Raw genomic sequence first — 12,917 nt, 5'->3', positions numbered from 1 at the left:
GACAAAAAGCATGGAAGCGAAAAAATCCAAAGCGATCGTCTTCAGCGGCGTCCGGCAGATCGAGCTGAGGGATGTGACGCTCAAACCGGTCTGTTCGACCGATGTACTGGTGGAAACCTGGTGGTCGTCGATCAGCACCGGCACCGAGAAGATGGCCCTGAACGGCCTGATTCCGTCGCCGCCCTTCATCTTTCCGTTCATTCCCGGCTACGAAACCGTGGGGCGAATCGTCGAGGCGGGCGACCATGTCAATCAGGGGCTGATCGGCAAGTTCGCCTACGTTGCCGGATCGTTCGGCTACGAGGATGTGAACGCGGCTTTCGGCGGCGCGTCGCAGTTCATCGTCTGCCCGGTCGAAAGCCTGACGGTGCTCGACGGCATCGCCAATCCGCAGTGCGGCATCGCCCTGCCGCTCGGCGCCACGGCGCTGCACATCGTCGATCTGGCGGAGGTCAAGAGCCGCAAGGTGCTGGTGCTGGGCCAGGGCGCGGTGGGCATCCTCGCCGCCGAGCTGGCAAAGCACATGGGCGCAAGCCTGGTGGCGGTCACCGAACCGCACCAGAACCGGCTCGACATTTCGACGGCGGACATCAAGGTCAACCCCGAAAAGCAGGATGTTTCGGCGGCGCTGGCGGGCCACGAGTTCGACGTGCTCATCGACAGCACCGGCATCATGAGCGCCATCGAAACCGGACTGCGCTTCGTGAAGTTCCATGGCAAGGTGATCTTTGGCGGCTACTACCAGCGCATCAACATCGACTACTCGCAGGCCTTCAACAAGGAGCTGTCGTTCATCGCCGCCCGCCAGTGGGCCAAGGGCGATTTGCGCCGCGTGCGCGAGCTGATCGCCGCCGGTAAAATCAACGCCGAAAAGATTTTCACCCACCAGTGCACGCTTGACTACAACCTCATGGATGCCTACATGCAGGCCTTCAGCGACGCCGACTGCCTGAAGATGATTATCCACTGGAAGCATGGCGACGAGGCGGGCGAGAACTTTCCAATCTGCAAAACGGGGCACTGAGCAGTCATGGCGCCAAGAACCATCGCCATTTACGGTAAGGGCGGCATCGGCAAGAGCTTCACCACCACGAACCTGAGCGCGACGTTTGCCTTGATGAACAAGCGCGTCCTGCAGCTCGGTTGCGACCCGAAGCACGACTCGACGACGTCGCTGTTCGGCGGCATTTCGCTGCCCACGGTGACTGAAGTTTTCGCCGAAAAGAACGCCAGGAACGAGCAGGTCGAGATCAGCGACATCGTCTTCCGGCGCGACATTCCCGGCTTTCCGCAGCCGATCTACGGCATCGAACTTGGCGGCCCGCAGGTGGGGCGCGGCTGCGGAGGGCGCGGCATCATCTCCGGCTTCGACGTGCTCGAAAAGCTCGGCATCTTCGAATGGGGGATCGACGTTATTTTGATGGACTTTCTCGGCGACGTGGTGTGTGGAGGCTTCGCGACGCCTCTGGCCCGCTCGCTCAGCGAGGAGGTGATTCTGGTGACGAGCAACGACCGGCAGTCGATCTTTACCTCGAACAACATCTGCCAGGCCAACAACTACTTCCGCACCATCGGCGGTCGCTCGCGCCTGCTCGGCCTGGTCGTCAACCGCGACGACGGCAGCGGCATGGCCGAAAGCTACGCGAAAGCGGCGGGCATCAACGTGCTGATGAAGGTTCCCTACAACATCGAAGCGCGTGACCTGGACGACAGCTTCGACTTCGCCATCAAGCTGCCCGAAGTCGGTGAACCGTTCCGCAAGCTCGCCACCGACATTCTCGCCGACGCCATCACCCCGTGCGAAGCGAGCGGCCTCGATTTCGGCGATTTCGTCAAGCTCTTCGGCGAAGTCAGCGACGAGTCGCCGGTTCCGGCCAGCGCCGACGAGCTGTTCAGGCGCAACGCCGTGAGCGCCGCCACAACCGAAGCCCGCGACCCCGAACGCCAGCGCCTCCTGGAGTGCATCGAACAACTGCCGGAACCGGAGCGCGAAATGTTCACCCTGCTCGAAGTCGAAGGCAAGTCACCCGCAGAGATCGCCGAACTCAAAGGCCTGGGCGAAGAGGAGGTAAACGCCCACATCGCCAGCGCCCGCAAAGCGATGCGCAAGCTGTTTTTTGGGCTTTAAAAAAAGCTCCGCAGAATCTCCCTCTTTCTTAGATTCTCCCACATTCATCCTATAAGTTTTATAGGTCGTATAGGACTTATAAGACCTATTCTTCGCGATTCCCCCACAACAAAAAAGGCCGCCCACCCGGAGCAGCCTTCTTCAATTCATCATTCAACATTCATAATTCATAATTCTCTTCACACCATCGCCTTGGCTTTCTTGGTTGCTTTGGCGCGAAGGTCGGCGTTGAGAATCTTCTTGCGAATCCTGATGTTCTCCGGCGTCACTTCGAGCAGCTCGTCGTCGTTGATGAACTCCAGCGCCTGTTCGAGCGAGAGGCGCTTCGGCGGAGTCAGGCGCATCGAGTCGTCAGAGCCGGATGCTCGCATGTTGGTGAGCTTCTTGGTCTTGCAGATGTTCATCGTAATGTCGAGGTCGCGCGTCGATTCGCCGACCACCATGCCTTCGTAAACCTTCGTGTTCGGACCGATGAAAAAGGTGCCGCGATCTTCGAGGCTCGAAAGGGCGTAGGCCACGGCCACGCCGGTTTCAGCGGAGACCAGCGCGCCGGTTTCTCGCGACGGCAGCTTGCCCTTGAATGCCTGGTAGTTGTGGAACACGTGCGACATCATCCCCTCGCCCTTGGTGTCGGTGGTAAATTCGAGGTTATAACCAATCAGGCCTCGCGTCGGAATCTCGAATTCGAGGCGATTCATGCCGCCGCGCAGGGTGCCCATGTGGGTCATCTCGGCTTTTCTGCGGCCCATCTTCTCGATCACCACGCCCGTATATTCCTCCGGAACGTCGATGGTGACATGCTCGACCGGCTCCATCGTCACGCCGTTCTCCTCGCGGAGAATCACCTCAGGACGAGAAATGGCCAGTTCGTAACCCTCGCGTCGCATGGTTTCGATCAGCACGGAGAGGTGAAGCTCGCCGCGTCCCGAAACCCTGAAGGTGTCGGCGCTGTCGGTCTCCTCGACGTTGAGCGCAACGTTGGTCATGATCTCTTTCATCAGGCGCTCGCGGATTTTGCGGCTGGTCACCTCCTTGCCCTCCAGGCCGGCGAACGGCGAGTCGTTCACCGAAAAAAGCATCGAGAGGGTCGGCTTGCTGATGTCGAACGATTCGAGCGCTTCCGGCTCTTCCGGCGAGGCGAGCGTTTCGCCAACGTTGGCCGAGGCGATGCCCGCAAGCGCGACAATATCACCGGCTTCGGCCTCCTTGACCTCGACGCGCTGCGTGCGGTCGAACAGGAAGAGCTTGGTGACCGTGCCCTTGCCGACCACGCCATCCGGAGTCACCAGCGTGAGCTGGCTGCCGGAAGCGACCTTGCCGCGCTGGATGCGGCCAATGGCGATCTTGCCGATGTAGTCGTTATAGTCGAGGCTGGTGATGAGCATCTGGAACCCGGCGTTGTCGTCGGCTTCCGGCGCGGGAATCTCCTTGACGATCATATCGAGCAACAGGCTCATGTCGCCGTCCTCGTCCTCCATATCATATTTGGCGATGCCGTTTTTGGCCGAAGTGAAGATGTAGGGGAAATCGAGCTGCTCCTCTTCCGCGCCGAGAGCAATGAACAGGTCGAGCACCTGGTCGTGCACCTTGACCGGATCGGACTGCGGACGGTCGATCTTGTTGATGACCACGATCGGCTTCAGGTGCAGCTCGAGCGCCTTGCGAAGCACGAACTTGGTCTGCGGCATTGGCCCTTCGAAAGCATCGACGAGCAGAAGCACCCCATCGACCATTTTCAGGATGCGCTCCACCTCGCCGCCGAAATCGGCGTGACCGGGGGTATCGACGATGTTGATTTTGCAGCCTTTATGCTGCGCAGCGGCGTTCTTGGAGAAGATGGTGATGCCTCGCTCCCGCTCCTGCGGATTTGAGTCCATCACCCTGACATCCACATGCTGGTTCTCCCTGAACGCGCCCGTCTGCTTGAAAATGGAGTCCACGAGGGTGGTCTTGCCATGATCGACGTGCGCGATAATGGCGATATTGCGAATATTCTGTTTCCTGCTCATCTTTTGCGATAAATAAGTATATTTTATTGCTCGGCTTCACTCGGGCCGAATATACACTTTTTCCATTGAAATTATCATCAGGCGGAAGTGAAGATATTTTCTTTTCAGTTTTGTGAGATTGAACCACTCTAACGCCGGCCAGGCCAACCGAACTGAAGTATTTTTCACAATCACTCTGCCGCAAAAACGATCTCTACCAAAAGAGTATGGCCAATATTTTTCTTGAAAACAGCCTGCTGTTCGCCCTCACGCAAATCGTGCCGCTGCTTTACATCGTCACAACCGCGCTGTACGGCATCCACTTCTTCCGGGAAACGCCGCTTGCCGGAAGCCTCAAGCAGTCGGCGCTCATCATCACCGTGGTCACCCATGTCGCCGATCTCGGCCTGCTTACCTCGACGGCGGGATACCGGCTGAGCTACTCGGCTTACAACCTCATGGGCATGGTGGCTTTGACGCTGGCCATCACCTACATGTTCATCGAGTTCACCACGAAAAGCGACAAGACCGGCTTTTTCGTCATCGCCTTCGCCGCGGGATCGGCGCTCTTTTCGTCGATTCTGAGCGCGCAGACGGTCGATTCGGGACCGGCATTCAGCGGCCTGCGCATCGGCGTCCACCTGATCGCAGCCATTTTCGGCTTCAGCTCGGTGGCCATCGCTGGACTCTACAGCGGAATGTACCTGGTGCTCTTCCGCCAGATACGGCTCAACCGGTTCGGGCTGCTTTTCCAGCGGCTCCCGAACCTCGAAACGCTTGAAATGCTTATCATGCATGCCGTGGCATTCGGCTTCTTTTTCCTTTCGGTCACTATCGTGGCTGGCGTTCTCGAGCAGCACGCATCGAAAGAGGTCATCAACCTGTTCGAACCGAGGCTCATCTCTTTGTTTGTCATCTGGCTGCTCTACGGCATCAGCCTCTTCATCAAGCCGCTGTTTGGCTGGGATATCAAGCACATGGCCGTCCTGCTGATCGCCCTGTTCGTGCTGGTCACGGCGCTCTTGTTCATCATGAGCCTGGTTACGCCAAGTTTTCACGGAATGAGTATTTAACCGAAGCTCCATTTGAAAATTCGGCACATTGCGGTATATTAACACACTTTTGGAGATTCCTTTAGCAAGCTCTTTTGAACGGTTTACGAACGGCTCATCAAAACCCTCCTATTATGAACATCATTTCAGTTGGTGTCAACCACAAAACTGCACCCATTGAAATCCGTGAAAGAATCGCACTTTCGGAAGTTCAGAACAAGGAATTCGTCACGGACCTGGTATCGAGCGGACTGGCCAGCGAAGCAATGGTCGTGTCCACCTGCAACAGAACTGAACTGTACGTTGTGCCCGCGATGGTGGAGGTGAACTGTGATTACCTCAAGGACTACATAATCTCCTACAAAGACGCCCGCAAGGATGTCCGTCCCGAACACTTCTTCAACCGCTTCTACTGCGGCACCGCCCGTCACATCTTCGAGGTCTCCAGCGCCATCGACAGCCTCGTGCTCGGCGAGGGGCAGATTCTCGGCCAGGTCAAGGATGCCTACCGCATCGCAGCCGAGGTCGGAACCGCAGGCATTTTGCTCACCAGGCTCTGTCACACCGCATTCAGCGTCGCCAAAAAGGTCAAAACCAAGACCAAGCTCATGGAGGGCGCGGTGTCGGTCAGCTACGCGGCGGTCGAGCTTGCCCAGAAGATTTTCTCCAACCTCTCCATGAAGAAGGTGCTGCTCGTCGGCGCCGGCGAAACCGGAGAGCTTGCAGCCAAGCATATTTACGCCAAGAACGCCAGGAATATCGTCATCACCAACAGGACGCAGTCCAAGGCGGAGGCCCTTGCCGAAGAGCTCGGCACCAACCGCGTGCTTCCGTACGAGACCTACAAGGAACACCTGCACGAATTCGATATTATTATCACGGCTGTCAGCACCAAGGAGTACATTCTCAACGAAGCCGAGATGCAGCAGGCCATGCAGCGCCGTCGCCTGAAACCGGTCATCATGCTCGACCTCGGACTGCCGAGAAACATCGACCCGGAAGTTGGCAAGTTGCAGAACATGTTCCTCAAGGACATCGACGCCCTCAAGCACATCATCGACAAGAACCTCGAACGCCGCCGCGCGGAGCTGCCGAAGGTCAAGGCGATTATCGACGAGGAGCTGGTCGGCTTCGGCCAGTGGATCAACACCCTCAAGGTACGTCCGACCATCGTTGACTTGCAGTCGAAGTTCATCGAAATCAAGGAGAAGGAGCTCGAACGCTATCGCTACAAGGTGAGCGAGGAGGAGTTGCGACGCATGGAGCATTTGACCGACAGAATTCTGAAAAAGATTCTGCACCATCCGATCAAAATGCTCAAGGCTCCGGTCGATACCGCCGACAATATCCCCAGCAAGGTCAACCTCGTCAGAAATATCTTCGATCTTGAAGAACCAAACCAGTCACTCCAATAAAATCAATCAGTCATCGAATTTTGAAAAAAGAGCTTATCATCGGCACTCGATCCAGCCCCCTTGCCCTGTGGCAGGCTGAATTCACCAAGGCAGAACTTTCCAGGCGCTTTCCCGACATGAACATCACGCTCAAGCTGGTCAAGACGACCGGTGATGTGCTGCTCGACTCTCCTCTTTCCAAGATCGGAGATATGGGCCTGTTCACCAAGGACATCGAAAAACACCTGATTGCTGGCGAGATCGACCTGGCCGTGCACAGCCTGAAGGACGTGCCGACCGGTACGCCCGAAGGCCTCGTCATCACCTCCTTCACCGAGCGTGAAGATACCCGCGACGTCATCATCTCCAAGTCCGGCAAGGGCATCAAGAATCTGCCGCCGAACGCGCGAATGGCCACCAGCTCCCTGCGCAGAATGTCGCAGTTGCTGAGCATGAGGCCCGACTTGCAGATCATGGACATCAGGGGCAACCTCAACACCCGCTTCAAAAAGTTCGACGACGGCGAGTTCGACGCCATGATGCTGGCTTACGCCGGTGTTTTCCGCCTCGAGTTCAGCGACCGCATCTCCGAAATCCTGCCACACGACGTGATGCTTCCGGCGGTCGGCCAGGGCGCGCTCGGCATCGAGACCCGCACCGATGACGCTGAGACCATAGAGATCGTCCGCGTCATGAACGACAGCAACACCGAAATCTGCTGCCGCGCCGAGCGTTCGCTGCTGCGCCACTTGCAGGGTGGCTGCCAGATTCCGATCGGCTGCTACGGATCGTATGCCGACGGGACGCTGAAACTGCTTGCCTACGTCGGTTCGGTCGATGGCAAAACCGCCCTGCGCAACGAGCTGACCAAGCCGGTCAACACTCCGGAAGAGGCCGAGGCAGTCGGTATCGAGCTGGCCGAAATCCTGCTTTCGATGGGTGCGGAAAAAATCCTCGCAGACATCCGCAAAACCCGCTAATGAAAACCGTTCTCGTAACACGCCCGAAACATCAGGCCGAGCCTTTTGTGAGGGAGCTTGAGCAGTACGGCCTGGGCACGGTGGTCTTTCCGACCATCGAGATCAGGCCGGTTGCCGGCTGGAGCGTACCCGACCTCACCCGGTTCGCCGGCATTTTCTTCACCAGTGCCAACAGCGTTCAGTTTTTCCTTGAACGCTTGCTCGAAGAGTCTCCTGCCGAGCTGCCGAACCTGCAACAGGCCCGCGTGTGGGCCGTCGGCAAGACCACTGCCAGCGACCTCGGCAAGCATGGCGTCAGCACAGAACCGCTACCAAAAATCGCCGATGCGGTCAATCTCATGGCCGACATCGATCCCGAAGCGATCAAAGGCCAGACCTTCCTCTTCGTCCGTGGCAGCCTGTCGCTCGGCACCATCCCGGAGCTGATCGCCGAACGCGGCGGAATCTGCGTGGAGCTGACCGTTTACGAAAACATGCAGCCATCGCTCGAAGACACGCAACGAATCAAGTCGATGCTCGCCGAAGGCAAGCTCGACTGCCTCTCTTTCACCAGCCCCTCGACAGCCATCAACTTTTTTGACGCGATCGGCTTGAAAGAGCTGCCCGAATCCGTTCGGATTGCGGCTATCGGCACTACCACCTCCGGCGCGCTCGAAAAGCTCGGCATCAAGGTGGACATCATCCCCGAATACTTCGACGGCCCCAGCTTTGCCAAAGCGATAGCTGAAGCGCTGAGTTAAGCGATGCCTGAAACAGTTGGTGCTTTTTCTGAATTACTGCCTAATAAAGAATAGGTCATATAAGTCTTATAGAACTATAGGACTTATATGACCTATAACTCTTTTCTACTCAACATCCGGAATGTCGTCGATGTAACCCATGTCGATAGTTTCGGCTTCCGGCTCATGTTCACCGGCAATATCGGGCGCAACCTGCAACGGCTCAGGCGGTGAGGCTTTTGCATGATGCTTTTCCGTAAACAGCGGAATCTGCACGGCATGCAAGGGTTTTTCATAGTTGCTGTTTTCGGCCCCCCCGTCTGCGGCAACAGCCTCCAGAGCGGAACCGGCGTCGGCCTCTTGCGCCCTCTTGCGCGCGGCTTTCCGTGAACGTCCTTTCGATAAAACGGCCGCTATCTCCCGCTCGACCGATTCGCGCACGGCCTCCTCGATTTCGATGCGAATGACCTTCATGAGCTGAAGACTGTCGCTTCGCTGTTCGGCCATCTCCCGGCGCAAACCGTTGCCGAGCCGTTCCATCTCCTCTTTCTGCTTGCCTGGCCACCCGGTCACAAGCATGGCGATGATCGTCGCGAGCAGCAGAACAATGAGCGTCAAAAGTATAATCACCAGTGTCATCCAGCGTTCTCCCTTTTACCGATAGCCTCGATGAGCTCGCCGCCCATCGCCCGGTTCGCGCTGACGAGGCCCACGCCATCGATGATCGTGCGCCCCTCGTAATCAAAGCAGCAACCACCGGCCTCGGTGATGATCGGAATGATCGCCGCGCAATCCCACGGACTCATGATCTTATCGACCGCCACCTCGGCCCGGCCCGACGCAACCAGCATGTGACCGTAACAGTCGCCCCATCCACGCACCAGCCCTGCGTCGATGCGAAGCTGATCGATCGGGTGAGTCGATGGCGGATCGAGCAGGTACTCCTTTTCGGTAAAGACCACCGTAGCCGCTGCCGTCTCCGAAATGGCCGAGACCTCCACAGGCGAGCCGTTCATGAACGCTCCAGCGCCGATCTCGGCGTGATAGAGTTCGCCGAGCGCCGGAAAATTGATGACGCCGAGCTTGAGTGCGCCATCAACTTCGAGCGCGATCATCACGCCATAGAGCGGTACGCCGTGGATGAACGAACGGGTGCCGTCGATGGGATCGATGATCCAGCGCCGACCGTTGCCGGAGGGGCGTTCGTCGAACTCTTCGCCGAACACGCCATCGCCGGGAAAACGCGACGTAACTCCCTGACGTATCAGCTCCTCCGACTTGCGATCCGCCTCGGTAACAGGCGAATCGTCGCGCTTGGAAAAGACCTGTAGTGATTTCCGCCCAAAGTAGCCGAGCGTCAGTTTACCGGCCTTTTCGGCCAGTTCAAGCGCGAGCTGAAGATCAGGAGTCATATCGTATTAAGTCGAGTTAGATGGTCGATGCTGCCAACGATGACGTAAGATAATCAACTGAGGCCGAACCTGACGATATGGTCTGAAAAACGCAAGGCCGCCTTCACGATGTTGACGGATTTTCTTATCTTGGTTTTTCTTTCCAACAAAATCATCCAGAACCATGAGCCAGCTCGACCTCCTCAATATTGTTCATCGCCCGAGAAGACTTCGCAGAACCGCCGCTCTCCGCAACCTCGTTCAGGAAAACACGTTGACGGTCAACGACCTCGTGTTCCCGCTTTTTGTCATGCCCGGCACCAACAACGTTGAAGAGGTCTCCTCGATGCCTGGCAGCTTCCGCTTCACCATCGACCGCGCTGTCGAAGAGTGCAAAGAGCTGTACGATCTCGGCATCCAGGGCATCGATCTGTTCGGCATTCCGGAGCAGAAAACCGAGGACGGCAGCGAAGCTTACAACGATAACGGCATCCTGCAGCAGGCCATCCGCGCCATCAAAGCTGCCGTGCCGGAGCTGTGCATCATGACCGACGTGGCGCTCGACCCCTTCACCCCCTTCGGCCACGACGGCCTGGTCAGAGACGGCATCATCCTCAACGACGAAACCGTCGAGGTGTTGCAAAAGATGGCCGTTTCGCACGCCGAGGCTGGCGCTGATTTCGTCTCACCGAGCGACATGATGGATGGCCGAATCGGCGCAATCCGCGAGGCGCTCGACGAATCCGATCACTCCGACGTGGGCATTCTCTCCTACGCCGCCAAATACGCTTCGAGCTTCTACGGCCCGTTCCGCGACGCCCTGCACTCTGCGCCGCAGTTCGGCGACAAAACCACCTACCAGATGAACCCGGCCAACACCGAAGAGGCGATGAAAGAGGTCGAACTCGACATCATCGAAGGCGCGGACATCGTCATGGTCAAGCCCGGCCTGGCCTACCTCGACATCGTCTGGCGCACCAAGGAGCGCTTCGACGTGCCGGTCGCGATCTACCACGTATCGGGCGAATACGCGATGGTCAAGGCTGCCGCCGCCAATGGCTGGATCGACGAAGAGCGCGTCATGATGGAGTCGCTCCTCTGCATGAAACGCGCCGGCGCCGACATCATCTTCACCTACTACGCCAAGGAAGCCGCCAAAAGGCTCCGCTGAACGCTGGCTGAGTAGTCACGACACCACGCCCGGCGCGAAATCGCCGGGCTTTTTTTGTTATCTTGTTCCACTATCATTGGCCGGGCAATCGTTTCTCAGGCGATAATTGAACACCAACGTTGCCTCTGATAGCTATTGGGCTCAAGCCCTCTGTTTTTTTTCTTCATAACCCCGGACTGACGCCCGGGGCAATAAGGACTCAAATCAATGGCCCCGGCTTTCAAGCCGGGGTTCACGAATCAAACAAAGAAGCCGGGCTTCAGCCCAATATCTTGTATTTCAACTTTTACGACCTCTTTTTCCCGCACTGATATGATACGCTATTTCACCGCAGGCGAATCGCACGGCCCGGCGCTTTCGGCCATTGTTGAAGGACTTCCCGCAGGCGTCGCGCTCGTCGAAGCCGACATCAATGACCAGCTTGCCCGACGCCAGCAGGGCTACGGACGCGGCGGTCGCATGAAGATCGAAACCGACCGCGCCGAAGTGCTCTCCGGCGTCCGGTTCGGCAAAACCATCGGCTCGCCAATTGCCCTCGTCATCCGCAACCGCGACTGGGAGAACTGGACGACGCCGATGGCGCAGTTCGAGGATCACGCCGCCGAGGTGCAGAAAATCACCATTCCCCGCCCCGGCCACGCCGACCTGACCGGCTGCATCAAATACGGCTTCGACGACATCCGCCCGGTCATCGACCGCTCCTCGGCCCGCGAAACCACCGCCCGTGTCGCCGCCGGTTCGCTGGCGCGGGCATTCCTCCGCCAGCTCGGCATCCAGATCGGCAGCTACATTTCAACGATTGGCTCCGCCGCCGAAGCCTCTGCGCCCGCCTCGTTGCAGGCGTTGCTCGACGCCGGAGCCGAAAGCCTCGCCGCCGAAGCCGACAAATCGCAGGTGCGGATGCTCGACCCCGAAGCAGAAGCCGCCGCCATCGCTGCGATTGACAAAGCCAAAGCCGACGGCGACACCCTCGGCGGCATCGTCGAGATTTACATCACCGGCGTCCCGATGGGCCTCGGCAGCTACGTCCAGCACGACCGTCGCCTCGACTCGATGCTCGCCGCCGCCATCATGTCGATCCAGGCGATCAAGGGCGTCGAAATCGGCCCCGCCTTCGACAATGCACGCAAACCCGGCTCAGAGGTGCACGACGAACTCTTCGCCGGTGGAGAGAATGGGTTGAGGCGCGAAACCAACCGCGCCGGTGGCATTGAAGGCAGCATGTCGAGCGGCCAGCCGATCCACATCCGCGCCGCCATGAAACCGATCTCATCGCTCGTCTCCCCGCTCCGCTCCTTCGACCTCGCCACGCTCGAAGCCGTCCAGTCGCGCTTCGAACGCAGCGACGCCTGCGCCGTCCCCGCCGCCGGAGTGGTCGCCGAAGCCGTCGTCGCCCCCGTCATCGCCAACGCCTTACTGGAAAAGCTTGGCGGCGATCATATGGCTGAGATTGTGGAAAGGCTTGAGGCTTATCGGGAAGCGCTGAGGATGAGGTTTAGGGGGTGAAAATGCGAGCCATAAATTTTGTGCTGCATTCATTTTGTGATAAGGATGTGGCACATGAAACTTTATAGCTTTTCTCAGATGCCACAATATTGCATCAAATATAGCTTAATAATCATATTATGCCAGACTCTCTAACTCACAATATAGCCAATGACATAATTCAAGGGAGAATATCATATAATATCAATTTTTATATAATATTTTTTCTTATATCTCTGTCTGCGACAGCAGCCTTTAGCTTTTTCAGCGGACTTTTTCAAAAAAAAGGGGAACAAACTGCAACCAAGGCCGATCTCAATAATCTCGTCAAACAAATTGAAGCGACTACCAAAGCACAAGAAGAAATCAAAACATCTATCGCACATTTAGACTGGTCACAACGAGAATGGAAAAAACTAAGAATAACAAAACTTGAAGAACTAACAACAAGTCTATATAAATATCGAAACGCAATATCACTACTATACAGAAAATTATCAAATGATAAAATTGACAATAAAGGATCCTCGAAGCAGAGCTTCGAGGTATTTAGAAGAGTTGGAGCTGCTGTGAATGCAACTTTTTATACTCAATTTCTCGACCTTGACT

General features: G+C 57.2%; 12 protein-coding genes. 9 read left to right on the top strand and 3 right to left on the bottom strand.

Annotated elements, in window-relative coordinates; translation table 11 throughout:
* Positions 1-10 precede the first annotated feature (10 nt).
* Both bchC and EST62_RS11610 read left to right on the top strand, forming a co-directional pair.
* Positions 11-1,024: a chlorophyll synthesis pathway protein BchC gene (gene bchC / locus EST62_RS11615; protein ID WP_129052247.1), complete on the top strand. Its 1,014-nt coding sequence runs from the start codon at positions 11-13 to the stop codon at positions 1,022-1,024.
* Between the two features lie 6 nt (positions 1,025-1,030).
* The gene (locus tag EST62_RS11610; RefSeq protein WP_129052246.1) at positions 1,031-2,128 is read left to right on the top strand and encodes a chlorophyllide a reductase iron protein subunit X; all 1,098 of its coding nucleotides are present in this window, start codon (positions 1,031-1,033) and stop codon (positions 2,126-2,128) included.
* A gap of 179 nt (positions 2,129-2,307) precedes the next feature.
* On the opposite strand, the gene typA is transcribed toward EST62_RS11610, so the two are convergent.
* Entirely contained in the window at positions 2,308-4,137 is a 1,830-nt protein-coding gene (typA, locus tag EST62_RS11605; RefSeq protein WP_129052245.1) for a translational GTPase TypA, read from the bottom strand.
* A 206-nt stretch (positions 4,138-4,343) separates the two neighbouring features.
* Between typA and EST62_RS11600 the strand changes: the two genes are divergently transcribed.
* From EST62_RS11600 to EST62_RS11585, 4 genes are all read left to right on the top strand, one after another.
* The gene (locus EST62_RS11600) at positions 4,344-5,189 is read left to right on the top strand and encodes an inner membrane protein YpjD (protein ID WP_129052244.1); all 846 of its coding nucleotides are present in this window, start codon (positions 4,344-4,346) and stop codon (positions 5,187-5,189) included.
* 113 nt (positions 5,190-5,302) lie between these two features.
* Positions 5,303-6,583 carry a glutamyl-tRNA reductase gene (gene hemA, locus EST62_RS11595; RefSeq protein ID WP_129052243.1) on the top strand — a complete coding sequence of 427 codons (1,281 nt, stop codon included), beginning with the start codon at positions 5,303-5,305 and terminating at the stop codon, positions 6,581-6,583.
* A 20-nt stretch (positions 6,584-6,603) separates the two neighbouring features.
* Complete coding sequence (gene hemC, locus EST62_RS11590; protein ID WP_129052242.1) at positions 6,604-7,542, top strand: hydroxymethylbilane synthase; 939 nt, start codon at positions 6,604-6,606, stop codon at positions 7,540-7,542.
* On the top strand, positions 7,542-8,282 hold the full coding sequence (locus EST62_RS11585; protein WP_129052241.1) for a uroporphyrinogen-III synthase: 741 nt from the start codon (positions 7,542-7,544) through the stop codon (positions 8,280-8,282). The genes hemC and EST62_RS11585 overlap by 1 nt, the downstream gene beginning before the upstream one ends.
* A gap of 105 nt (positions 8,283-8,387) precedes the next feature.
* Here the strand turns inward: EST62_RS11585 and EST62_RS11580 are convergent, their stop codons facing one another.
* A complete protein-coding gene (locus tag EST62_RS11580) occupies positions 8,388-8,900 on the bottom strand; it encodes a hypothetical protein (RefSeq protein WP_129052240.1) in 513 nt (170 codons plus the stop codon).
* Complete coding sequence (hisN, locus tag EST62_RS11575; RefSeq protein WP_129052239.1) at positions 8,897-9,673, bottom strand: histidinol-phosphatase; 777 nt, start codon at positions 9,671-9,673, stop codon at positions 8,897-8,899. Before hisN ends, EST62_RS11580 begins: the two co-directional genes overlap by 4 nt.
* A gap of 163 nt (positions 9,674-9,836) precedes the next feature.
* On the opposite strand from hisN, the gene hemB reads away from it, so the two are divergent.
* The 3 genes from hemB to EST62_RS11560 form a co-directional block, all read left to right on the top strand.
* Positions 9,837-10,823, top strand: coding sequence for a porphobilinogen synthase (gene hemB, locus EST62_RS11570; protein WP_129052238.1), 987 nt, complete (start codon positions 9,837-9,839; stop codon positions 10,821-10,823).
* A gap of 312 nt (positions 10,824-11,135) precedes the next feature.
* The gene (gene aroC, locus EST62_RS11565) at positions 11,136-12,329 is read left to right on the top strand and encodes a chorismate synthase (RefSeq protein ID WP_129052237.1); all 1,194 of its coding nucleotides are present in this window, start codon (positions 11,136-11,138) and stop codon (positions 12,327-12,329) included.
* Between the two features lie 119 nt (positions 12,330-12,448).
* A partial coding sequence (locus tag EST62_RS11560; protein WP_134751631.1) for a hypothetical protein occupies positions 12,449-12,917 on the top strand: 469 nt, incomplete at its 3' end.

Source organism: Chlorobaculum sp. 24CR, assembly GCF_004118635.1.
GTDB lineage: Bacteria > Bacteroidota > Chlorobiia > Chlorobiales > Chlorobiaceae > Chlorobaculum.
Note: the sequence above shows the minus strand (reverse complement) of the source record. Positions and strands in the feature narration are given on the sequence as shown.